The organism is Snuella lapsa, assembly GCF_039539345.1.
Classification (GTDB): domain Bacteria; phylum Bacteroidota; class Bacteroidia; order Flavobacteriales; family Flavobacteriaceae; genus Snuella; species Snuella lapsa.
In genome coordinates this window covers 47,386-71,353 of sequence record NZ_BAABCY010000076.1, presented here as the reverse complement: position 1 = coordinate 71,353, position 23,968 = coordinate 47,386, and the positions used below count along the sequence as shown (strand labels likewise).

General features: G+C 34.4%; 25 protein-coding genes. 10 read left to right on the top strand and 15 right to left on the bottom strand.

From position 1 onward, the window contains the following. Positions 1 to 6: 6 nt before the first annotated feature. A complete protein-coding gene (locus tag ABD792_RS13910; protein WP_345006861.1) occupies positions 7 to 1,224 on the bottom strand; it encodes an RsmB/NOP family class I SAM-dependent RNA methyltransferase in 1,218 nt (405 codons plus the stop codon). Between the two features lie 119 nt (positions 1,225 to 1,343). On the opposite strand from ABD792_RS13910, the gene ABD792_RS13905 reads away from it, so the two are divergent. After that, positions 1,344 to 2,384 carry an oxidoreductase gene (locus ABD792_RS13905; protein ID WP_345006859.1) on the top strand — a complete coding sequence of 347 codons (1,041 nt, stop codon included), beginning with the start codon at positions 1,344 to 1,346 and terminating at the stop codon, positions 2,382 to 2,384. A 10-nt stretch (positions 2,385 to 2,394) separates the two neighbouring features. Here ABD792_RS13905 and ABD792_RS13900 read toward each other — a convergent pair whose 3' ends face one another. The 7 genes from ABD792_RS13900 to ABD792_RS13870 all read right to left on the bottom strand — a co-directional run bounded on the left by ABD792_RS13900 (position 2,395) and on the right by ABD792_RS13870 (position 9,597). Then, positions 2,395 to 2,841, bottom strand: coding sequence for a hypothetical protein (locus ABD792_RS13900; RefSeq protein ID WP_345006858.1), 447 nt, complete (start codon positions 2,839 to 2,841; stop codon positions 2,395 to 2,397). Between the two features lie 15 nt (positions 2,842 to 2,856). Beyond that, the gene (locus ABD792_RS13895) at positions 2,857 to 3,357 is read right to left on the bottom strand and encodes a hypothetical protein (RefSeq protein WP_345006857.1); all 501 of its coding nucleotides are present in this window, start codon (positions 3,355 to 3,357) and stop codon (positions 2,857 to 2,859) included. Positions 3,358 to 3,391: 34 nt separating this feature from the next. Then, a complete protein-coding gene (locus ABD792_RS13890; protein ID WP_345006856.1) occupies positions 3,392 to 3,934 on the bottom strand; it encodes an RNA polymerase sigma factor in 543 nt (180 codons plus the stop codon). Between the two features lie 379 nt (positions 3,935 to 4,313). Beyond that, positions 4,314 to 6,176, bottom strand: coding sequence for an ABC transporter ATP-binding protein (locus ABD792_RS13885; protein WP_345006855.1), 1,863 nt, complete (start codon positions 6,174 to 6,176; stop codon positions 4,314 to 4,316). A gap of 83 nt (positions 6,177 to 6,259) precedes the next feature. After that, a complete protein-coding gene (locus ABD792_RS13880) occupies positions 6,260 to 7,990 on the bottom strand; it encodes a phospho-sugar mutase (RefSeq protein WP_345006854.1) in 1,731 nt (576 codons plus the stop codon). Between the two features lie 82 nt (positions 7,991 to 8,072). Further along, the gene (locus ABD792_RS13875; protein ID WP_345006852.1) at positions 8,073 to 9,020 is read right to left on the bottom strand and encodes a glycosyltransferase family 2 protein; all 948 of its coding nucleotides are present in this window, start codon (positions 9,018 to 9,020) and stop codon (positions 8,073 to 8,075) included. 46 nt (positions 9,021 to 9,066) lie between these two features. Beyond that, positions 9,067 to 9,597 (bottom strand): DUF4199 domain-containing protein, encoded by a 531-nt coding sequence (locus ABD792_RS13870; protein WP_345006851.1) that lies wholly within the window; start codon positions 9,595 to 9,597, stop codon positions 9,067 to 9,069. Positions 9,598 to 9,754: 157 nt separating this feature from the next. On the opposite strand from ABD792_RS13870, the gene ABD792_RS13865 reads away from it, so the two are divergent. The 4 genes from ABD792_RS13865 to ABD792_RS13850 all read left to right on the top strand — a co-directional run bounded on the left by ABD792_RS13865 (position 9,755) and on the right by ABD792_RS13850 (position 13,206). Next, positions 9,755 to 10,006: a type B 50S ribosomal protein L31 gene (locus tag ABD792_RS13865; protein ID WP_199114408.1), complete on the top strand. Its 252-nt coding sequence runs from the start codon at positions 9,755 to 9,757 to the stop codon at positions 10,004 to 10,006. Positions 10,007 to 10,161: 155 nt separating this feature from the next. Next, on the top strand, positions 10,162 to 11,337 hold the full coding sequence (locus ABD792_RS13860) for a GlmU family protein (protein WP_345006850.1): 1,176 nt from the start codon (positions 10,162 to 10,164) through the stop codon (positions 11,335 to 11,337). A 66-nt stretch (positions 11,338 to 11,403) separates the two neighbouring features. After that, a complete protein-coding gene (locus ABD792_RS13855; protein ID WP_345006848.1) occupies positions 11,404 to 12,315 on the top strand; it encodes a TolB family protein in 912 nt (303 codons plus the stop codon). Positions 12,316 to 12,507: 192 nt separating this feature from the next. After that, the gene (locus ABD792_RS13850; RefSeq protein ID WP_345006847.1) at positions 12,508 to 13,206 is read left to right on the top strand and encodes a lysoplasmalogenase family protein; all 699 of its coding nucleotides are present in this window, start codon (positions 12,508 to 12,510) and stop codon (positions 13,204 to 13,206) included. Here ABD792_RS13850 and ABD792_RS13845 read toward each other — a convergent pair. Continuing rightward, positions 13,193 to 14,767 (bottom strand): ABC transporter substrate-binding protein, encoded by a 1,575-nt coding sequence (locus ABD792_RS13845; protein ID WP_345006930.1) that lies wholly within the window; start codon positions 14,765 to 14,767, stop codon positions 13,193 to 13,195. The genes ABD792_RS13850 and ABD792_RS13845 overlap by 14 nt on opposite strands. Before the next feature lie 205 nt (positions 14,768 to 14,972). Here ABD792_RS13845 and ABD792_RS13840 point away from each other — a divergent pair, with 205 nt between their 5' ends. After that, complete coding sequence (locus tag ABD792_RS13840) at positions 14,973 to 15,548, top strand: T9SS type A sorting domain-containing protein (RefSeq protein WP_345006846.1); 576 nt, start codon at positions 14,973 to 14,975, stop codon at positions 15,546 to 15,548. A 93-nt stretch (positions 15,549 to 15,641) separates the two neighbouring features. Here the strand turns inward: ABD792_RS13840 and ABD792_RS13835 are convergent, their stop codons facing one another. From ABD792_RS13835 to ABD792_RS13820, 4 genes are all read right to left on the bottom strand, one after another. Then, complete coding sequence (locus tag ABD792_RS13835) at positions 15,642 to 16,370, bottom strand: head GIN domain-containing protein (protein ID WP_345006845.1); 729 nt, start codon at positions 16,368 to 16,370, stop codon at positions 15,642 to 15,644. Positions 16,371 to 16,494: 124 nt separating this feature from the next. Next, positions 16,495 to 18,336: a PspC domain-containing protein gene (locus tag ABD792_RS13830; RefSeq protein ID WP_345006843.1), complete on the bottom strand. Its 1,842-nt coding sequence runs from the start codon at positions 18,334 to 18,336 to the stop codon at positions 16,495 to 16,497. Then, positions 18,329 to 18,673 (bottom strand): PadR family transcriptional regulator, encoded by a 345-nt coding sequence (locus ABD792_RS13825; RefSeq protein WP_345006842.1) that lies wholly within the window; start codon positions 18,671 to 18,673, stop codon positions 18,329 to 18,331. The genes ABD792_RS13830 and ABD792_RS13825 overlap by 8 nt, the downstream gene beginning before the upstream one ends. 93 nt (positions 18,674 to 18,766) lie before the next feature. Next, positions 18,767 to 19,213, bottom strand: coding sequence for a DUF4870 domain-containing protein (locus tag ABD792_RS13820; protein WP_345006841.1), 447 nt, complete (start codon positions 19,211 to 19,213; stop codon positions 18,767 to 18,769). A 144-nt stretch (positions 19,214 to 19,357) separates the two neighbouring features. Here ABD792_RS13820 and ABD792_RS13815 point away from each other — a divergent pair, with 144 nt between their 5' ends. From ABD792_RS13815 to ABD792_RS13805, 3 genes are all read left to right on the top strand, one after another. After that, positions 19,358 to 19,813 (top strand): DUF4442 domain-containing protein, encoded by a 456-nt coding sequence (locus ABD792_RS13815; RefSeq protein WP_345006840.1) that lies wholly within the window; start codon positions 19,358 to 19,360, stop codon positions 19,811 to 19,813. A gap of 67 nt (positions 19,814 to 19,880) precedes the next feature. Then, a complete protein-coding gene (locus ABD792_RS13810) occupies positions 19,881 to 20,681 on the top strand; it encodes a TIGR00266 family protein (RefSeq protein ID WP_345006839.1) in 801 nt (266 codons plus the stop codon). 125 nt (positions 20,682 to 20,806) lie between these two features. Beyond that, positions 20,807 to 21,004, top strand: a complete 198-nt coding sequence (locus ABD792_RS13805) for a hypothetical protein (protein ID WP_345006838.1) — start codon at positions 20,807 to 20,809, stop codon at positions 21,002 to 21,004. 35 nt (positions 21,005 to 21,039) lie between these two features. Here ABD792_RS13805 and ABD792_RS13800 read toward each other — a convergent pair whose 3' ends face one another. Further along, entirely contained in the window at positions 21,040 to 21,981 is a 942-nt protein-coding gene (locus ABD792_RS13800; RefSeq protein WP_345006837.1) for a hydrogen peroxide-inducible genes activator, read from the bottom strand. Between the two features lie 104 nt (positions 21,982 to 22,085). Between ABD792_RS13800 and ABD792_RS13795 the strand changes: the two genes are divergently transcribed. Further along, positions 22,086 to 22,565, top strand: a complete 480-nt coding sequence (locus ABD792_RS13795; protein WP_345006836.1) for a Dps family protein — start codon at positions 22,086 to 22,088, stop codon at positions 22,563 to 22,565. A gap of 58 nt (positions 22,566 to 22,623) precedes the next feature. Here the strand turns inward: ABD792_RS13795 and ABD792_RS13790 are convergent, their stop codons facing one another. Then, positions 22,624 to 23,955 carry a DUF58 domain-containing protein gene (locus ABD792_RS13790; RefSeq protein ID WP_345006835.1) on the bottom strand — a complete coding sequence of 444 codons (1,332 nt, stop codon included), beginning with the start codon at positions 23,953 to 23,955 and terminating at the stop codon, positions 22,624 to 22,626. Positions 23,956 to 23,968 lie beyond the last annotated feature (13 nt).

Sequence of the window (23,968 nt, the reverse complement as noted above, 5' to 3'; positions counted from 1 at the left end):
ACAATATTACGCTTTATTCTTCTCCAAAAGTGCCATATAGAAACCATCAAACCCCGATTGGTGCGCCAATATTTTTTTATCTTTTACTAGGATAAAGTCCTTACCGACTTCAGAGCTTAAAAATGTTTTTACCTGTTCTTGATTTTCTGATGGCAGAATAGAGCATGTGGCATATACCAACTGGCCACCAGCTTTGAGCATTCTTGAATATTGTTGTAGAATGTCTTGTTGCGTGCGCTTTATTTGTTCAATAAACTCCGGTTGCAACTTCCATTTGGCATCGGGATTTCTACGTAAAACACCCAAACCAGAACAAGGTGCGTCAATTAGCACACGATCGGCTTTATTGTATAATTTCTTAATAGTTTTTGTCGATTCTATAAGACGGGGTTCTATATTATGGGAGCCGTTGCGCTTGGCACGACGTTTCAATTCGTTTAGTTTGTTTGCGTAGATATCCAAGGCGATTATCTGTCCCTTATTTTCCATAAGAGAAGCAATATGAAGTGTTTTGCCGCCAGCACCGGCACAGGTATCGACCACACGCATACCCGGTTTTACATTTAAGAATTCGGCAACCAACTGAGATGAAGCATCTTGTACTTCGAAGTGCCCATTTTTAAAAGGTTCAGTGGTAAATACATTGGAACGTTCCTTTAATTTAAGTGCATCTGGATAGTCTGGTAAAACTTCTGTTTGGATGTTTAAATCGTTGAGTTGAGCTTGTAGTTTTTGTTTGGATGTTTTTAATGTATTTACTCTTAAAATAACATCGGCTTGTTCGTTTAATGCAGCAATTTCTTTGGTCCAAGTGTCCTTACCCAATTCTTCTTCTCCCAATGCATCCATCCAATCGGGAATGGATTCCTTGAATTTTCTGATTTTAGAAAGCTCATCAAACCTACCTTTTATTTTTCTTGCTGGTGTGTTTTCAAAATATTTCCAATCGGGTAATTTTATGCCTTTTAGTATAGCCCATACAGCAAACATACGCCATAGGTTATCGCGATTGTAAGGTGCTTTTACTTCGGCTATTTCTGCATACAAGCGTTTCCATCTTACGATGTCGTATGTGGTTTCGGCAACAAAAGCTCGGTCTCGGCTGCCCCAGCGTTTATCGCGTTTCAATAGTTGTTGAATAACCTTGTCGGCATAATTGCCCTCATTAAAAATAAGGGTAAGTCCGTCAATAACAGCAAAGCATAAATTTCTGTGTAATCGCATGGTATAAAATTAAGCATGCAAAGTTACATTTAAAATGTCGATTTGTTAGCTTATTTGAAAAAGTTTAAATAAGGACGGTTTATTAATTAGGCTTTTCTATTTTTATGAAAAATTTTAACGTGAGACATTTAATATTCCTTTGTATTGGCATGTTGTTTTTTTCTTGTAAAAAGACAGACAAATTTGTGCCCAGAGACTTTTCATCTATTACAATCGAACCTATCTATACAGATTCTTTAATTAGCATTCGGGCCATTGACATCTTGGATGATGGTAGTTTGGCATTTGCAGCTAACAACGGTACTTTTGGTCTGTATAATCCGTCCAAGGAAGTGTGGCGTACTTCCATTCAGGAGCACGACAGTTTAAGATTGCATTTTAGAGCCATTGCGCATACTACTACCGATTTTTTTATGCTTAGTATTGAGTCGCCGGCATTGTTATATAAAACGGGAGCAAGAGGTAATATGGAATTGGTGTATAAAGAAGAAGGGGAGTTTGTTTTTTACGATGCCATGGCTTTTTGGAACGACACTGAAGGTATTGCCATAGGTGATAGTTTTGATGGGTGTTTGTCTATAATCGTGACCAAAGATAGCGGACGAACCTGGACAAAGTTAGCTTGTGATGTTTTACCCGAAGCAGAAGAAGGAGAAGCTGCTTTTGCAGCCAGTAACACTAATATAAAAGTATTAGGCAATAAGGCTTGGATTGGAACCTCTAGTGGTAATATTTATTATTCCAACGACAAAGGACGTTCATGGCAAAGTATAAAAACACCGATAGTACAGACCCAAAAAACAGAAGGTATTTATTCAATTGATTTTTACGACGAGCTAAATGGTTTTGGAATTGGCGGGGATTATACTAAACCAGATGGTAATACATCCAACAAAATACGAACGCAAGATGGTGGTATAACTTGGCAATTGGTTGCACAAGCTCAGGAACCAGGTTATCGCAGTTGTGTTCAGTACATACCTAATAGTAAAGGCAAAGAATTAGTAGCAACTGGATTCAAGGGAATCGATTTTTCTAACGATTCAGGGAATACATGGAAACACTTAAGTGATGAAGGGTTTTATACAATCCGTTTTTTAAACGACAGTACGGCCTATGCTGCAGGTAAAGGGCGCATTGCAAAGTTGTTATTTAAGTGATTTAGGTTAATCATTTTTTGGAAGGATTGTGCCGTCTATTTTTAAACTCTTCAAAGAGTTTTCGTGTAAAATCTTCTTCGGCCACTTTAAGCAAAAGTATTTTTTTGGGAGAAATAATGTTTTTCAACTTATTGTTTAGCTGAATTTGCTCACGATGTAATTTGTTTTCTGCATCATCAAGTCTGTCCAATAACTCTTGTGCTTTAGCATCTGTAAGCGTTTCAAGGCTATCCTTTATTTCATGGCGTATTTTACGTAGCGTATGGTATTTTAATTTTACGGTATTTTCGTCGTACGCATTGTATACGGGCCAAAACTTTTGGGCTTCACCTTCTGTTAGGTTTAGCCTTTCGGTTAAAAAGGAAACTTTAAGTGCTTTAATACGATCTCTTTTGGATTGTGCATGGCTACCTACTGTAAATAGTAGTGTTAATGTTAGTATTATAAGTAGTCTCATGATCAAGGTATTTTATTATTCAATAATAAGGTTTTCAATATTTAAATGATTCAATAAATAGGTTTCTAATGTTTCCTCGTTAAAAGTATAGTTTACAATATCTACTGATTCTAAATCTTCTTCACTAAATAGGGAGGCTATTTCATAGGTTTCTAAATTTTCATTAACAATGTAGTTCTCAACGGTTTCGATGTCCAATGAATCCCATGTTATTTTTGTATTTAAAAGAGGGGAATTAAGTAATAGTGCCAAACAAGCTGCTGCACTAGCAGCATAAAGAAGGCTTTTTCTATTGAAAAGTTGAATGATTTTTGGATTATTGTTAGTTGAGGAAATCTTATCCATGATATGATCCTCTATAGCATCCAGATAGCCTTCGGGTACTTTAAATCCATGTCTTTTTACGGTTTGCTTGAGTTTTATTTCGTTTAAAAGATGTTCTTCAAAAGCATCAAAGTAACCTTCGGGAAGATTAAAACCAGGAGATTTTATATTATGTAGTTCATGTTTTTTCATACTATTTATTAAGACTGTTCAATTGTGTAAAGGTTTAATCTTTAGTTAAATAGGTTTCTATTTTTTTTACGGCAATATGGTAAGAAGCCTTTAGGGCACCTTCGCTTTTCTCTAGGATTTCAGCCATGTCTTTGTATTTTAAATCTTCAAAATATTTCATGTTAAAGACCAATTGTTGCTTTTGTGGCAAGGAGGCAATAGCTTCTTGCAGTTTCATTTGAATGTCATTGCCCTCAAAATAAACATCAGAAGTTAAATTGGTTATGGCCAATTGCTGAACTTCGTTATTTGTTATTTGCAATCGTTTAGCGTTGTTATTGATGAATGTTATGGCTTCGTTGGTTGCTATACGGTACATCCATGAAAACAACTTGCTGTCACCTTTAAAGCTATGGATATTTTTATAAACCTTAATAAATGTGTTTTGAAGAACATCATCGGCATCGTCATGTAACTTTACAATGTTACGTATATGCCAATACAAACGTTCCTTATAAAGTGAAACTAAAGCTTTAAAAGCTTCCTCTTTATTACTTTCCGATTTTAGGCTTTCTACTAACTGTACTTCTTCTATCACAAAAGTAGTTTAATATTTAGACTATTAAATATATTAAAAGTTTAAGTGTTAGATGCTTTTTTTTAAATATGAACAGCAATATATTGTTATGATGCTTTTAAGAAGTAGAATTGTAGAAGTCGTTAATTGCTAATTAATAGAATTTTAAGAATTTAAGTTGAGTGTTCAAGGGAATTAAAATTTTTAAAACATCGATGAAATGCATTTAAACACGATAAAAAACATATTTTTCTTGTTTACTGTGCTTTTTTGTAGTATGTTTGCTTCAGAAACCTACTTATGATGTTAGTCGTCCCCAAGTCTAACAGTGAATAAAAAAAGGATAGAAACCCCAAATCTCTATCCTTTTTTATTTTATACCTTTTCAAGTAGTAAGCACTTATGAAAAACTTTGCATGTCTACCAGTTTTTGGTAGACGCCTTTTAGAGCCATAAGCTCGTCGTGTTTACCTCGTTCAACGATCTCTCCTTTGTTTAGTACGATAATTTCGTCGGCGTTTTGAATGGTCGATAATCTATGTGCAATGACAATAGACGTTCTGTTTTTCATCATATTTTCCAATGCCACCTGAACCAAACGCTCACTTTCGGTATCAAGTGCCGAAGTTGCCTCGTCTAAGATCATAATAGGGGGGCTTTTAAGAACGGCACGCGCAATACTTAAACGTTGTTTTTGTCCTCCAGACAATTTAGTACCCGCATCACCAACATTGCTATTAATGGTGTTGGGAAGTTCTTTAACAAATTCCCATGCATTGGCTACTTTTAAGGCTTCAATGATTTGTGCATCGGTAGCCTTGTCATTACCTAATTTTAAATTGTTTTTAATACTGTCGTTAAACAAAATGGCATCTTGGGTAACAATACCCAATTGTTGACGAAGGGATTTGGTTGTTAAATCCCGAATATCGATATTGTCAATTAAAATAGCTCCTTTGTTTACGTCGTAAAACCGTGTTACCAGATTAGCAATGGTAGATTTGCCGCTACCGGATTGACCTACCAACGCTACAGTCTTTCCTTTGGGAATGGTTAGCGAGAAGTCTTTTAGCACATATTTGTCTTCGTATTTAAAGGAAATATTGTCAAAGACAATGTTAGTATCGAAACCAGTTTTAACAATGGCATTTGCTTTGTCTTTCAACGGATTTGGTGTATCGATAATCTCCTGAATACGCTCGGCTGCTGCACCGCCTTTTTTAATGTTATATAAGCCTCTGGAAATGGCTTTGGCAGGTGTTAGGATGTTATACGATAATCCCATATAGACTAAAAACGTACTACCATCTAACATGGAATTAGCGTCTCCTTGAAGTACTAAATTGCCTCCATACCATAAAATAACCGAGATCATACATATACCCAAGAATTCACTGGTAGGAGAAGCTAAATTTTGCCGGTTCATTAACTTATTTGAAAACCGGTAAAACCTCGAGGTGGATTCCTGAAAATTAGCATTGAATTTTTCCTCGGCGCTAAATCCTTTTATGATACGTAAACCAGATAAGGTCTCTTCTAAAGTCGATAAGAAAATTCCTTGTTCTCTCTGTACACGGTCCGATTTTCGCTTTAAACTTTTCCCTATTCGCGAGATGATGGCCCCCATAACAGGTATGAAAACAAACACAAACAGTGTGAGTTGCGGACTTATTATAAGCATAGCTGTGATGGTGAAGATAATAGTTAGTGGCTCTCTTATAATAAGTTCGAGTACAGATAAAAAGGAATACTGTAGATCTAAAACATCACTGGTTACCCGAGATAAAATATCGCCTTTTCTTTGCTCGGATAAATAGGATAGAGGTAACTCTACGGTTTTTTTGTAAACCTTATTTCTTATATCCCTTATAACACCATTACGCAGAAATACCAGAAAATAGTTTGCTAAATACCCCGAGATGTTTTTAAGCAAAAACATAATGATAATTAGTCCGATAACAAACATCAATGCTTTAGATTTGTCGCCTCCTGTAAACTCATACATGTAATAAGCTAGTAGGTTTTCGGTATAATGTCCAATTTCAGTCAACCCTTCATATAAAGGTTTTACTGGCACCGCGTCTACAATAACTTCCTTTGTACAAGGATCGACGCTCTTTTCAAAGATCACATCAAGCATGGGCTTTAATGCAACGAACGAGAGGGTGCCAAATAAAGCGAAAAACACATTGGAAATAATATGACCAAAGGCAAAGCGCTTGTATGGCTTAGCGTACCGTAAAATATTTAAAAAGTGATTCATTTAGGGATATCGGTAATTGGTTTAAGGGTTTTATAAAGCTTTAGAGGCGCTAAATTTAGCGCCTCTTCTTTTTTTATCTTCCATTAGTTGAGCTTCATATCTTTTAAAATAGCGTCTATTTTAGAATTCAGTAGGGTTTCTGTTTCTTTAAAAGCATTGGCAGATGTTAAAGGGGTATTTACGCTGATATAGAATTTTATTTTGGGCTCTGTACCACTGGGGCGCAATGCCACTTGTGTACCGTCTTCGGTGTAATAGATCAATACATTCGATTTTGGAATATCAATATTTTGTTCTTCACCTGTAAGCATATACTTTGCTATCGATGACTGGTAGTCTTCTATTTTAACAACTTTCGAACCGTTTACTTCCGTAAGAGGGTTTTCACGAGCATCGATCATCATTTGGGCTATTTCCTGAGCACCTTCTATGCCTTTTTTGGTTAAGGAAACCAAATGTTCTTTATAAAAACCGTATTTTGTATATAATGCAATAAGGTCTTCGTAGAACGAACTACCATTGGCCTTAGCTTGAGCAGCTATTTCACAAGCTAAGAGGGTAGAGGTTACGGCATCTTTATCACGCACAAAATCACCTACCATATAGCCAAAACTTTCTTCTCCACCACCTACAAAATTAAGCTCGGGGAAATCCTTAATTAATTTGGCAATCCATTTAAATCCGGTTAATACAATTTTACTTTCTACTTTATAGTCTTTAGCCAATTTATTTAGCATAGGGGTAGATACTATAGTAGATGCTATAAATTCTTCACCTTTTATTTTTCCTTCATTTTGCCATTGCCTTAAAAGAAAATCGGTCATCATTAACATGGTTTGGTTACCGTTAAGTAATTGTAGCTTGTTTTCGGAATTACGTACGGCAATCCCCAAGCGATCACAGTCAGGATCTGTACCTATAACGATGTCTGCATTTACTTTTTCGGCTAATTCCAAAGCCATTTTTAAAGCAGCTGGTTCTTCAGGGTTAGGAGAAGCTACGGTAGGAAAATCACCGTTAGGAACTTCTTGTTCTTTTACAATGTGTACATTTTTATACCCAGCACGTTTTAAGGTTTCGGGAACTGCAGTAATAGAAGTACCATGAAGTGAAGTAAAAACAATACTTAGGTCATCTTTTGCTGCTTCTGGTGTGTTAAAACTACCATTACTTACTGATGTGTCAATAAAGGCATCATCGACATCTTTACCGATATAGTGGATCAGGTCGTTGTTTGCTTTAAATTTGATATCACTATAATCCAAATCGTTAATCATTTGGATAACGGCATCATCGTGGGGAGGGACGAGTTGCCCACCGTCTTCCCAATATACTTTATAGCCATTGTATTCTGGCGGATTATGGGAAGCGGTTAAAACAATACCACAATGACAATTTAAATGTCTAACAGCAAAAGATAGCTCAGGAGTTGGACGTAAATCTTCAAATAAATACACTTCAATATTATTTGCCGAAAATACATCGGCCACAACTTTTGCTAAAGTTTTACTATTGTGCCTACAATCGTATGCTATAACAGCTTTGGGAGTCTCGTTAGGAAAAGATTTATGTAAATAATCGCTTAGTCCCTGAGTGCTCTTTCCAAGGGTGTACTTGTTAATCCTATTAGTTCCAACACCCATAATACCACGCATGCCTCCAGTTCCAAATTCCAAGTCTTTGTAAAAACTTTCTTGAATATCTTTCGGGTTGTTCGCTATACTCTCCTTTATAAATGCTTGTGTTTCTTCATCAAAAGCGGGGGTTAGCCATGTATTGATCCTGTCTAAAATTTTTGGTTCGATATAAATCATAGTGTTGTTGTATATAAAGTACAAAAATAAGCAATTACCTATTTGTTAAAATTTAAATAAGGCTTAATTTACTGTAAAAAGATTATAAATTTAATTTATCCTTAATCAAATAGCGTTTTTTGTCTTGTCTTGATCGCAAAATAATTTCACCTAAAAAACCAGCTACGAAAAATTGAGTACCAATAATCATGGTCGATAAAGCCAAATAGAATTGCGGACGTTCAGTGATAAGTCGTCCTCTGGGGTTAAAAAACACTTTATCTAAACCAAGGTATAAAGAAAAACCAAACCCAATGATAAACATAAGGACTCCCAGGGCACCAAACAGATGCATGGGGCGTTTACCAAAACGGGAGATAAACCAAATAGTAATTAAATCTAGGAAGCCATTAATAAACCGATCCATACCAAACTTGGTTTCACCATATTTTCTGGCCTGGTGTAATACTACTTTTTCACTTATTTTGGTAAAACCTGCATTTTTAGAAAGCACGGGAATGTAGCGGTGCATTTCACCATTAACATCAATATTTTTAATAACGTCTTGTTTGTATGCTTTTAATCCGCAATTAAAATCATGCAGTTTTACTCCAGAGGTTTTTCTGGCAGCCCAATTAAACAATTTTGAGGGTAAGTTTTTAGCAATAACCGAGTCGTAACGTTTCTTTTTCCAACCAGACACTAAATCGAACCCGTCATTAACAATCATATTGTAAAGTTCGGGGATTTCATCAGGATTGTCTTGTAGATCTGCATCCATGGTTACAACAACCTTGCCTTTAGCTTTTTCAAAACCTGCGTGCAGTGCTTGCGATTTCCCAAAGTTCTTTAAGAAACGAATGCCTTTCACATTGTCATCACGTTTTGATAGTTGTGTAATAACTTGCCAAGAACCATCTGTACTACCATCATCAATAAAAATAATTTCATAAGAAAAACGATTGGATTGCATAACCTTTGCAATCCAATCGTATAATTCTATTAACGACTCTTGTTCGTTGAGTAGTGGTATGACTACTGATATATTCATTTAAAAATTTGCTGTGTTTCTATAATCAAAAGTAAAGAAATTATTTTTAGGAATTTGGATTAGTTTTTTTCATAGCGGCAGCAACTAACAATCCTATAATGCTTAGAGGTAGCAAATAATTGATAGCTAATGCTGTTAAGTTGTTCTTTAGGGAATACAGGTCTTCCGATTCCATTTTTTCTACAATTTCGGCTAATTTATCCTGAGGTAGATTGTTATTTTCATAAACAGATACCATTTTATCGATAGACTTTTCTTTTAAAACTACTGCTGCCTCTGTGTCAATAAAATTAAATAATACGAACGAAACAGCTGTGCTAATGGACAAACCTATTAAAATGGTTATAAAATAGGCAGTAAAAGCATCTTTAAATGTAGCGTAGCCATTAAAGTTTTGTTTTACTTTTGCAACAGCAATAATACCTATTACTATTATAAGTAAGTAAATAGATAGTCCAAACCAAAAGTTAACAAATAAGTTTAAATTAACGGCATAAGCAATAACAGTTAACAATGCCAGTAAGGCTCCTAAATAAAGGCCATAATTTGAGGCAATAGATTTTAAAGTTTTTTCCATTTTATTTGATGTAAGATAATGTTCACTAATAGGTGTTCAAAGATACTAAAACGTTACATAATGCCTTTAAATAAAAAATATTAAAAAGTATTGTGGATTTGTAAAAAATACTTAAATTTGCAGCTCCAAAATTATAAAGAATAAAAAGCGTTTAGCGATGAGAAAAGGTATACATCCAGAAAATTATAGAATAGTAGCATTCAAAGATATGTCTAATGATGATGTTTTTTTAACAAAATCTACGGCAGTTACTAACGAAACTATTGAAGTAGATGGTGTTGAATATCCGTTAGTTAAAATGGAAATTTCAAGAACGTCGCATCCTTACTATACAGGTAAATCTAAATTAGTAGATACTGCTGGACGAATTGATAAATTCAAAACAAAATATGCTAAATTCAAAAAATAATTTAGCTATTAGATATAAATACAGAAGCCTTTCTAAATTTAGAAAGGCTTTTTTTATGGAATATATTTAATGTTATCGAACACAAAATTTAACTAAGTTTCTATAGTTATTTCTTAAAGAGATATCTATAATAGCAAGCAAAAAAACTAAACTTTATGAATTATATTCTTTTTGATGGCCCTTCAAGGAACAATTTACTGCCATTTACCTATACAAGACCAGTTGCCGATCTTCGAATTGGTATTTTAACTATTCGAGAAAAATGGGAAGTCCTTTTGGGTAATACTACCACAACAGTTACCGAAGTTTATTTGTCGGAGAAATACCCTATGGTAGAGTTGGATACTAACGTGATGATAAATGCTTCATTTTTGCCGAATCAAGATTTAGTGGACTTAATAAAATCATTAAAAGAAAATCAGGCTATCTTTAAGAATGAAGATGTTATTGCTTTTTATACCAAGAACACTCAAGAAGAAGTTGAACTAGATACTTATGAGGCGTTAGAATTTGACAAAGATGTTATAAAGATCGAGCACACCTGGGATTTGTTTTCTAAAAATGACATGGCTTTGAGGGAAGATTTTAAGCTTGTAACAAGGGACAGGGAGTCGCAACCTATATCGGACACTAACAATGTTGTTAATGCTGAAGATATTTTTATAGAACCAGGAGCTACGGTCGAGTTTGCGACTTTGAATGCTAGTACAGGGCCTATATATATAGGTAAGGATGCCGAAATTATGGAAGGGACTCTAGTTAGAGGGCCTTTTGCTTTATGTGAAGGTGCAGGTACAAAAATGGGAACTAAGGTATACGGCCCCACTACTATTGGGCCTTACTGCCGGGTTGGTGGTGAAGTTAAGAATATTGTCATGTTTGCGAATTCCAATAAAGGGCACGAGGGTTATTTAGGAAACTCTGTTGTTGGTGAATGGTGTAATCTTGGAGCCGATACTAACAGTTCTAATTTAAAAAATAATTATGCCGAAGTAAGGTTGTGGAATTATGATACCGAAAGTTTTGCTAGAACTGGCCTGCAGTTTTGTGGACTCATGATGGGAGATCATAGCAAATGCGGAATCAATACCATGTTTAATACAGGTACGGTTGTTGGCGTAAGTGCTAATATTTTTGGAAGTGGCTTTCCTAGAAATTTTGTGCCAAGCTTTAGCTGGGGAGGTAAGAGTGGTTTTACGACCTTTTTAACTAAAAAAGCCTTTGAAGTGGCTAGGGTGGTCATGGAGAGACGAGGTTTGGAATTTACAGATACAGATGCACGTATCTTAGAACATGTTTTTGAATTATCTGCTAAGTATAGGAGAGATTAGTATCGAAGGACTAAGTTGAAGGCGTTGTTTTTGCAAATTATTATATTTGTTTAAAACTTATTTTTTATGATAAAGTTATTTTGCCTATTAACTTTTTTTACGGGATTTTTTGGACTTTCTCAAGATCAATCCTATTCAGTCACAAATTCGAAGATAAATAATGAATATCCGCATTTTGGATTAATGTACCTGGGAAGTAACAAAATTATGTTTACTTCCTTTCTTTTATCAAAAAATGGTAAAGTAAAAAAAATAGGTGGGAATCCTGTACTTACTATTTATGAAGGTTTGCTATCCGATTCTGGGGAGATTCAAAATAGTCTTCCTGTTAAAATTAATAGTGAACACGGTGTTTTGAATATTACCAGTGCAACACTTTCACCAAATGGGAAGCAAATATATATAGCAACTCAATATACCAATAGTAATAGACCTAAAGGTGAATTTAAAGATAGTAATTTTCATTTAGAGGTAGGAGAGTATGTCGATGGTGTTGGATGGACAAATTTTAAGGTTTTGCCATTTTGCAACCCTAAGTATTCGTATGCTCATCCTGCCTTTAGCTCTGATGGTAAGACTTTGTTTTTTACGGCGAATATTAGGGGAGGGAAGGTAACTACCAAAGGTGGATCGGATATCTTTAGAGTTGCTATCTTAAAAAACAATACTTTTGGTAAACCCGAGAATTTAGGAAAAGCGGTTAATTCGTATAGCCGTGAAATGTTTCCGTTTTTAAGTTCAGATAATACTTTATACTTTGCTTCTAACCGCCCTAATGGTTATGGTGGGTTCGATATCTATAAAAGTAAAATGAATATTGATGGAACATTTGAAGCGTCTGAAAAATTACCAAAACCTATAAATAGTGATAAAGATGATTTTTCCTTAATTATGAATGAGCAAAATAATAGAGGGGGCTTTTCATCAAAAAGAGCCGGAGGAGCAGGAGATGATGATATTTACTATTTTACTCGATAGTGGAGACTTATCAGTCTCTAGCCTTTATCTTTAAGATAAAGGCTTTTTCTTTATAAATGCTAAATCAGGGCTTGAATTTGTTTACTAAAGACAGGATTGATTTAAAAAAAGTGCTTTTCATCTAAAACATCTCTAATAGATGTGCAATTGAGATATTTTTTTCTATTTTTAACTAGATTAATAGCTCCAATAATGATTAATAGCATATTTTCTAGCCAAAAACGGTTTACTTTTCTCTTTTTTGTAGTTCTTTTTGTGGATATTTGGGTTAAACTAAACTGTCCAGTATTTCCTTATAGATTTATTTCAAAGCCCTTAGTAATACTTTTTCTACTGATGTTTTATAATGTGAACAAAAGAGGAAGAGGGATTAAGTATCATTTGTGGGTGTTTTTGGGATTAAGCTTTTTCTTGGTAGGTGATTTATTGATAATAAATGCTGCAAATATTATTTTTTTAGGACTGAGTTTGTTCTTTTTCTCATTGGGTAAAATATTTTTTTGCTTAAAGTTTTCCCATAAAAAGGATTTTAATGTTTTAAGACTGGTACCCTTTTCGATTATTATGTTTTCATATGCCGTTTTTATTATTGGTATAGTTCTTAACGAGCTTAAGGAATTTTTGGTTCCAGCACTGTTGAGCTTTTTTTTATCATTATTAATGATTCAGTTTGCTTATTTAAGAAAGGGCGTGTTTAACAATAAAAGCTATTGGTATGTTCTATTAGGAGTTACAGCGTTTATAATAAGTGAAAGTATTATGGCGGTTAAAACCTTTAAGCAAGATTTGCCGTTTCAGGATTTTTTAATCATGATGCTTTATGGTACGGCTATGTATTTCATAGTTTTGGGTATTGTAAGTGAACGTCGTTACAAAATCAGTTTTTCTTAACTTGTTTTAAGTCTAGAACGTACGTTGGGTTTAGCTTTAGCCCATTTAACTGTTTTCTTGTAAAATAAATAACTTCATCATAAAAAAGAGGAACGATAGGAGCTTTTGCCATTACCAAAGAATCCATTTTAGTATATAGAGATACTCTATGTTTATTATTGGTTTCGGTAAAAGCCTGTTCGTAGAGTTTGTCGAACTGCTCATCTCTAAAATGTGTATAATTAGGGCCGTTAGGAGCAAAGTTCTTGCTGTAGTATAGGGAAAGATAATTTTCGGCATCTGGGTAATCGGCTACCCAACTGGCTCTAAAGAGGTCTAATTTTCCATTTGCTTTAGCTTCTTTTAAGGCAGCTCCGGGAATGACATTAATTGCAACCTGAAGACCTATCTTTTCTAATTCACGTTGAATATATTCAGAAAAACTTAAGTAGTTTCCTGTAGTGGTAATGGTAATTTTTGGTGTTGGATCCCCTGTCTCATTTTTAAATTGTTTCACCAGTTGCCTTGCTTTTTCAGGTTGGTACGTAAAACCAATGGATGCATTATACCCAGGTAAGCCTTTGGGTATAAAACCACCATTGGCAGGAATGCCTACACCATTACGTAAATAAATCATCATTTTTTTGCGATCAAAACCATAGTTTGTGGCCTTTCTCAATAATTCAGATTGAATTTCAGGGACTTCAGAATCCATATAAAAGGCTAGGTATTCGGTATTTAAATACGGACCACGCGTCATATTAACATTATCTTTGTAGCGTTTCTGAAGGTTGCCGTCTGCAGTTAATATTTCGTCTTTGTAGGAGGCGTCCAGAGCACAAACAAAATCAATGTTTCCTTGCGTAAATTGCAAAAACTCACTTTGCTTATCGGGTAAAAAAGTTATTGCGATAGCCTCTAGATAAGGAAGAGGAATACCTTTGCTATCCGTTTCAAAATAATTGTGATGTTTTCTAAAAACCAATTTAATATTTTCTTCCCATCGTTTAAATTTAAAGGGACCTGTGCCAATTGGGTGCGATCTAAAATCGTTACCGTAGTGTTCAACAACTTCTTTAGGTACTACCGAACAGTATTTCATGGTTAGAAGCCCCAAAAAAGCAGGGAATGGTTGTTTAAGTGTGATTTTAAAGACGGAGTCGTTTATGGCATTAAATGAATGGACCTTGTTTAAAACCCAACCTCCAGGTGAGGCTACCTGTTTATCTCGCAATCTGTTAAAGCTATATTCAAAGTCGGCAGGTTTTACTGTCCGGGTCGAATCGCTTCCAAATAATTTGTGTTTATGAAAATATACATCGTCTCGGAGCACAAAAGCATAGGTGAGTGCGTCTTCAGATATTGTCCAAGATTTGGCAATACAAGGTAGTACATTTAAATTTTCGTCCATTTGTACCAGGCCATTGAACAATTGGTTTGTGGCCCATATATCTGCTATGTCTTTAGAAAACGCTGGGTCAAGTGAGCCAATGTTTTTATGCTCGTTATATCTAAAAACTGATGAGTTGGATAACTTGTTTTTGGAATTGTCGCATGACAATATCGAGAGGGCAAGGAGCATATAAACTACTTTGTTAGAAAGTAAAGCGTAGGTTTTTCGAGAGGTTTTTATGTTCAATTTAAGCGTTTTGTTGTCCTTTTTTCAAAAATAGGGTTTATTAAACAATTTAAGGGGTAAAGATTTAAAATTAAATTTTTTGTGACCAGTTGGTGCCTTATGTGTCCTATTATATAATTGCTATTAACTACATAAATCTCTCAAATCAATGAAAACTTACTTGTCAGCAACTCTCATGCTGCTATGTGTGTGTTTGCACGCTCAAATTTGCCCATCCTTTATTAAAGTATCTGGACGAAGTACCACTTCTACACCAATTTTTGGTTTGCCTAATGGACATAATAGTTGTTTAGAACCTTGGCCAGATACTATCGTGATCAATGATGAAATCATTTATGATTTTTTAAGTTGTAATGGAGGTAATTTACAATACACCATTCGTTCTGGGCAAACACCTCCAGACAGCTTTGAAATGACTGTGAATTTTGGTGATGAATTTGAATGCTTCTACGATAAGAATGGGAATTTAAAAACCTTATCCTCTAAAAGAACCCCTGTTTCTAAAGCTTTAGTGTATCCCAATCCAACTCATGGAAAGTTGACGATTGATTTAAAATCGCTTGAGCATGTAATTCATGTTGCAATCTATACCTTATCTGGAAGGTTAGTATTTATGGCGAACAATGTCAAAACACTACATATAGGTCATTTTAGATCTGGAGTTTATGCGTTGAAGATTAAAACCAACAGCGGCATACTAAACCATAGGATAGTTAAGCTTTAGGTACCTTTTGTTTACATGCTATTGAGAAAAGTTAAGCCGAAGAAATTTATCTTCGGCTTAAAGGTATAGGCCAGGTACAATAATGGCTGATGCTTAGTACTTCTTTATATCGCCAGATACACTGTTGTTTTTGTCAACTTTTTCAGGATTGCCATAATATTTAATGCTCCCACCACTAGTAGCCTTTGCAACTAACTCTTTGGATGTATTTACAGAAACATCAGCTCCGCTAGATGCTTTAACCTGACAGGAAATTGCAATAAGGTTTTTCCCTTTTACAGTGCTACCACTATTTGCTTCAGCAATAAGCTTATTAGTTTTTCCTGATATTTTAAGACTACTGCCACTGGTTGATTTACAGTTTAAATGAGACGTGTTTACCTCTATTTTCATATTGCTACCACTACTGGTTTTTATGGTTAGCTCTTCGGATTTCACAATATTGGTGGCAAAAACAGAGGAGCCACTAGTAGATGAGATGCTAGAAACGTTAGTAAAGTTTACTTTTACTTTTTTTGAAGTGGCACTGCCTATATTCTGTTTACAATGAATATGTAAAGCTCCATCGACAACTTCGGTTATGATAAGGTCGTGCAGGTTTTCATCTGCTTCAACCGTTATCCCTACATTGTCATCTTGTGTTAGGTAAACTTGTAAACCTTCGGATGCTTTAATGGCAGTAAAGTCTTTATCTAAAGTGCGTTTTTCAGTCGATACGTTTCCATTTCCAGAAACACCAGAGTTGAAATTAAGGTCAAAATTGCATGAAAACAAGCTCATGCTTAAAAGGGTAGATACAATAATTTTTACTAGAGTTGTCATAATAACTGTTCGTTTTTTGATACTGAAATAAATCCATGTCTCATGGTTGAATTCCGATATTAGTTGATGATTTTTTAGTTTGTTTTTAGGTTAGTGATTAAGTAACCTCAGCCATACGATAGAATTAGGTTTCGGATTTTATTTCAATTCCATCGGAATCAATGTTTACTTTTATGTCTTCATTTTTAGCGTTTACGCCCGTATTGTTTATTTTTAAACTGGAACTATCCACTTTTACTTCAACACCTTTATTGTTGATCTTTAAGGAGCCTTCTTCGCCTTTCACGTCTACATCTATTTTTACTTCTTTTTTAGGCTCTTCAACTGGACAATCTAAGCATTCAACACTGTCCTCCTTTACTTTTAAATAGTGATTTACATCATTATAAGTAATAATGGTCCCATCATAATTACTGTAGTAAAAGAATGTCTTAGTGTTATCGTGGCAGTTAACTATTGTACCTTCGGGTAAGTATAGTACAAGTACTATTTCTTGGTCGCTAAACTTATTTATAGGATCTGTTGTAAGGTATGAATCCAGAAGCAAGTTGCCATTTTTAAGTTCATAGTTATAGTTAATGTTTTGTGCACGTTCTCTGGCCTTTTCGTAACTCCTGCCATCTGCACTTTTTTCAATACTTAAAGAAGCTAAAGAATCAGAGGTTGATTTTACAAGAATGATGATATCAGATGAGTATATGTTTTTTTCACCGTTATCATTATGTAAAACTTTAAAATTACCGTTATTTCTAAATATATTTCTCTGAAAGGCATCATAGCCCACCATTTTTAGATTTAAAGTATCTCCGGCTGTAATGTTTAGTTCATGTTTTTCAATTATGCTTTCGTCGTATGCATGTTCACTGGCTTGTCGTATGCCAACAATTATTAATCCGATGATGGATATTAACCAAACTCCCAATAAGGTGAACTTAGCGATACTTCCTATTGATTTTAAGTTGTTTACAAGTATTTTTAAGCCTAAGTAAAAAACAAAAAAGAAAGGAATCCCAATAGCAAAGAAAACAAGTAGTGACACAAGCCATACAGGTGTGTTTCCTGCATTAACAACATCAACTAGATCGAGGCCGGGGATAATACCACCAACGCCAACTGAGATTAATGCAACTATTAATGCTATGAGTGTTGAAGCCCCAATGAAAATCAAGAAAATACCTATGAACTTGGCGAAGATTTTAAAGAAAAACATAAAAATATCGCCTATGGCATCAAAAAAGGTTTTTGAGGATGATTTTATGGAGTTAGTTTGCTTCTTAAAATCTACATTTTTGGTAGCTTTTGAAACAGAATCAGATACGTTTTTGGCTGCATTGCCGACTGAATCTGATACATTTTTGGCAACATCGGTTACAGTCTCCGAAACATTTTCGAATCCGTCCTTTATTTTTTTCTCGATATTGCTAATGTTAACTGGGGCTCCAGTCATCATTAATTTCTCTGCCGTTGTTTTCGCTTCAGGTACTAATATCCAGAGTAGGATATATAATAAGATACCAGTTCCAGCTCCTAATATTAATATCACCCAGGCTAAGCGAATCCAAATGGCATCGATACCAAAATAGTGACCTAATCCAGACGAAACGCCTCCTATATAGGAATTGTCGGTGTCCCTAAATAATTTTTTGGACGTTTTTGATTTGCTTTTATATGAAGGTTGTGGTTCGTCTTCAAAAATTTCATCATCAACTAGATAGTCTTCGGGTTGCCCCATAATTGAAATGATTTCATCAACCTCTTTAATTCGTATAACTTGTTTGTTATTTTGTATGCGTTCATTGAAAAGCTCTGCAATACGAGCTTCAATATCAGCTATAATTTCTGATCGCCCTTGAGAATCTGTAAACGAACGTTTTATAGCCTCAAGATATCGTTGTAGCTTTAAGTAGGCATCTTCATCGATATGAAAAAATAAACCTGCTAAATTTATGTTGACTGTTTTATTCATTTTTGTTGTTTTTTTGGCTTGTTACTATGTTTACTGCGTTTTGTAATTCGTTCCAAGTGGTATTTAATTCGTTTAAAAAGAGCTTGCCTGTTTCGGTCAAACCATAATATTTTCTTGGAGGACCAGAAGTAGATTCTTCCCATCTGTAATTTAAAAGTCCTGCATTTTTAAGCCTTGTAAGAAGTGGGTAAATTGTACCTTCTACTACAAGTAACTTAGCGTCTTTTAGTGTTTCTAAAATTTCTGCAACATAAGCGTCGTCATCTTTTAAGACCGAAAGTATACAGTATTCTAAAACACCTTTGCGCATTTGTGCTTTTGTGTTTTCTATCTTCATGTTCTAAAGCTTTTTAATATTATGAAACTGTTCATTTTTTGATTGATGATTGATGATGAAAATTTTATTTATTTTAATTAGGTTACATATAGATTATTTTAAAAAATCAATGGTTAATGGATAGTGATATAGTTCTCCCTCTTTTGCTTTTAGGCTTGCTCTTATAATTAGAGCTAATTCAATAATAAAGGCAACGATCATAAAACCTCCAAGGGCACCTCCTATATATAAGAGAGGGGAGGGCTTACCAATGTTTATATGAAAATTATGAAAACCATTAAAGTCAATAAAGTCTATCATGTGAAAGAGTTTGAAAATGAACAACGGAACGGTTAAAATTCCCAAAATAACGACATATAAGAGGATGCTAAATTGAAAATTAATTACTTGTTTGCCATGTTGATCTATAAAATCTGATTTGTCCTTGTTTGCTATCCATAAAACAAAAGGGCCAATTAGGTTTCCAAATGGTATAAAAAAACGGCAAAAGGTCGATAAATGGATAAATGTTGCGATGTTTTTTTGATGATTGTCAAGCATGATTTTAAAACGTATAATAGTTTCTTATGCAAATATATGTCTAAAAGAAGGTATTATGTTATGCATAGTACTTAAAATTAACATTTTTTTAACATATTTAGTTTTAGAATATTTTCTATACTTTAGAGAAAATAAAGTAATGTTATGAATATAACACCAAGGAAACTTAACATCTTTACACTCTTTAAGTTACCGTCGGCATATCTTTGTGGCGTTCGCACCAAATATATAGATGGTGATAAGAGTATTATCATTGTGAGGCATCGATGGATCAATCAAAATCCTTTTAAATCTATGTTTTGGGCAGTGCAGGGTATGGCAGCAGAATTTGCTACTGGAGCATTAATGATGTTAAAGATTAAAGCATCAGGTAGGCGGGTGTCCATGTTAGTAACCAGCAATAATGCAACATTTACAAAAAAGGCTACAGGTATCATTACATTTGAGTGTAAGGATGGTATGTTAATAGATAAAGTTGTAGAGAAGGCTATTACTACTGGAGAAGGGCAAACAGTTTGGATGCAGTCCGTAGGAAAGGATAAAACTGGAGATATTGTATCTACTTTCAATTTTGAATGGTCAATAAAACTAAAAAGTTAATTATACCTGTAACAAATAAATGTTTGAGACAACATATAGCCGAATTAACGATTAAACTTATATTGAAATGACAGCACACGAAATAGATTATAGCATTTATGGTGAAGAAATGCAGTATGTAGAAATAGAACTGGATCCACAAGAAGGTGTTATTGCAGAGGCTGGAAGTTTTATGATGATGGATGATGGTATTAAAATGGAAACCATTTTTGGGGATGGCTCACAAAAAGACTCGGGGTTTTTGGGAAAAATATGGGGTGCTGGTAAGCGTATTCTAACAGGAGAAAGTTTATTTATGACTGCTTTTTACAATAATTTGGTTGGAAAACGTAGCGTATCGTTTGCGTCCCCATACCCTGGTAAAATTTTACCAATAGATTTAGGTGCGTTTGGAGGTAAGTTTATTTGTCAGAAAGATGCCTTTCTCTGTGCAGCTAAGGGGGTTAGTGTTGGTATTGAGTTTTCTAAAAGATTAGGTCGAGGCCTTTTTGGAGGAGAAGGGTTTATTATGCAAAAATTGGAAGGTGATGGTATGGCGTTTGTGCATGCAGGGGGCACTATGGCTAAGAAAGAACTTTTGGCAGGAGAAGTGTTACGTGTAGACACAGGGTGTATAGTTGGGTTTACCCAAGATGTAGATTATGATATAGAGTTTGTTGGAGGTATTAAAAATACCATTTTTGGTGGCGAGGGATTATTTTTTGCAAAATTACAAGGTCCGGGAACCGTTTATGTCCAATCATTACCTTTTAGCCGTTTAGCTGGTCGCGTCTTGGCGTCTGCCCCAAGAGCAGGTGGTAAAGACAAGGGAGAAGGGAGTATACTAGGAGGTTTAGGAGATCTGTTGGATGGTGATAATAGGTTTTAAAAATGTTAAAATTTAGTATATTTTGTATTGAGCATTTATTTTTTTACTAAATTTAGATGTTCAATATTAAAACTACATAAGCCTATAAAACAAATCTACTTTAACCAAAACCTTAACATAACATTATGGCAAGAGCAATGCTTGAGTATACAAAGACTGTACTTAAAAAAGTAAGTTTTGATGCTAACTTGTTTTGCAGAGAAGTACAAAAGGCATTAGAACGTTTGTTGCCTTATGAGATTGAAGAATTAAAAGGGTTCATTCATTCTCTAGTACAGCAAAACCCAGAATTAAATCAATGTTTGATTTATTTAAAAACCTAATAATAAAAAGAGCGACCAATATTCGGTCGCTCTTTTTATTTTTTAGTTAATGGACTAATTATATTAACGTTTTGAAAGGCTATAGCCCCTCTAATAATGCCAGATATAATATCTTGCAGAGCTTCAATAATCTGCATTTTTAATTCGCTTTTGTGATAAATAATGCTGACTTCCCTGGCAGGGCTGGGTTCATTAAAGTAATGTAAGCTCTCTTTCTCATTTTCATTAATATCCAATGTATGCAAAAAAGGTAATAAGGTCATGCCTAAACCTTCATTAGATAATTTTATAAGTGTTTCTATACTGCCACTTTCCAGTTGAAATGTTTCATCGGTATTGTTCTTAAGAGCTTTGCACAGATTAATGACACCATCCCTAAAGCAATGACCATCTTCTAAAAGTAGCATATCGTTAATATCCAAATCGGAAACATTTATTTTGTTATTTGAGTAAAGTCTATGGTTTTTGGGGATGTAACAAACAAAAGGTTCGTAGTAGAGTACGCGCTCTTTTATATTTTCATCTTCAAGAGGTGTTGCAGCAATAGCAGCATCGAGATGCCCTTCCTTAATTCTGGAAATAATCTCTTCAGTTGTCAGTTCTTCTATTTTTAATTTTACTTTAGGATGCTTCTTTATGAAGGTCTTCAAAAACATAGGCAGTAGAGTAGGCATAACAGTAGGAATGATTCCTAGTTTAAACTCGCCTCCTATAAAACCTTTTTGTTGGTCAACGATATCTTGTATTCTGTACGATTCGTTAACAATATTTCTGGCTTGTGTTACAATCTTTTTACCTACATCCGTAAGTTCTATGGGTTTTTTGGTTCTATCAAAAATTTGGACGTCCAATTGTTCTTCAAGCTTTTGAATTTGCATACTTAAAGTAGGTTGTGTAACAAAACATTTTTCGGCTGCCTTTGTGAAATTTTTATTTTCTGCTACTGCCAAAACATAATATAACTGTGTGATTGTCATGTGTCATCAATTTAGGCTATAAAAATATAAAAACTATCAATAAAACTTATAGTTTAAGCCGCTAATTATAAATTAAATTTGTAAGAAATAAAAACAATTGTAATATGACATTAAATAGTATTGGCTTAGATGCCCAAAAAGCAAAAGAATTGGCTAACGACTTAAATCATCTTTTAGCAAATTTTCAAATATATTATCAGAATTTAAGAGGTATTCATTGGAACATTAAAGGGAAACGGTTCTTTGATTTGCACGTAAAGTTTGAAGAATTGTATACTGATGCCAATATGAAGGTTGATGAAATAGCCGAGCGTATTTTAACATTAGGACTAACACCTTTACATACTTTTGAAGATTATATTGAAAAGGGGCAAGTACCCGTTGGAAAAGAAATTTCGCAAGATGAAAAGGCTGTAAGGTTGATTGTGGATTCGTTAACAGAATTATTAAAGATAGAAAGAGTGATTTTGGATAAATCTGGAGATGCAAACGACGAAGGAACCAATGCAATGATGAGTGATTTTATAACCGAACAGGAAAAAACTGTTTGGATGATGAAAGCTTGGTTGGGCGAAACAGTGTAAAGGTTGGTTAATAGCAACGAAAAAAGGTCTTTAAATCTAGGTTTAAAGGCCTTTTTGGTTATAATATGCCTCTTGATTTTATTTCGAGGTATTTATTAATAACATTAATCGTGAGGTTTTCGGGAGCGGTAATAATACTTTGGATGCCATAATTTTTAAGTTCTTTTACCATTAAACGCTTTTCGAATGCAAATTTTTCTGCGATCGTTTGGTGATATATACTCTGTAAGTCTTCAGCATTTGTATTTATAAGCTTGTCTAACTCTGTGTTTTCAAAGAAAATAATAACCAACATATGCTTTTTAGAAATAGCCTGTAAATATGGAAGTTGTCTCTTTAGGGCGCTAATATGCTCAAAATTGGTGTAAAGAAGTAGTAAGCTTCGGTGCGTTACCTTTCTTTTTAATTGGCCGTATAATAAGTTGTAATCACTATCATGAAATTGGGTAGAAATGTTATACAAACGTTCCAAAATGATATTTAATTGACTTAGCTTTTGGGTTGCGGGTATGAGACTTTCAATTGATTTTGAAAATGTTATTAAGCCAACCTTATCGTGCTTCTTTAAGCCCACATTACTAAAAGCAAGGGATGCATTGATGGCATAGTCCAATAACTTTAAACCGTTAAAGGGCATTTTCATAACACGTCCTGTGTCAATAATGGAATAAATAGGTTGCGATTTTTCATCTTGGTATTGGTTAACCATTAAATGACCGGTTTTGGCCGTAGCCTTCCAATTTATGGTTCTAAAATCATCACCCAGAACATAATCCTTTATTTGCTCAAATTCGGATGTATGTCCTATTCTGCGAATTTTCTTAACACCCAATTCGGTTAAATGGTTTCCAATGGCCAGAAAATCGTATTTCTGCATTTGAATAAACGAAGGGTATACAGCAACCATTTGCTTATTTTGAAATTGGTATTTGCGTTTTATGATTTTGATCTTGGTAGAAACAAAAATATTTAGATGCCCAAAAAAATATTCACCGCGTTCAACTGGCCTAACCTCATAACTAAAATCATGTATTTCATTTGGTTTTAAAGTGGTCGTATATAAAAAATCACGTTTTTGGAATTGAACGGGTAGCTCGTCAATTACATCCAACACTACCCGAAACGGATAGTTGTTTGTTATGGTTATGGGAACAGGGTTATTATCACTGTTAGAAAGCTTGTCGGGCAGTAAACGCCTTGCATCTATGGTATATTTAGACTTGTAAAGAAGTATTAAATCGGCACAGCATAGCATGAAGATAATGAGAATGCATATCCATGCAAATGAATATAACAAAGGTATCCAGTACGACAGTAAAAAACATGCCGATATGGTTGCCATATAAGAATAGAATCCTTTGTTTATGTATAATGATTTTATAAACTTCATTTTTAATGAGGTC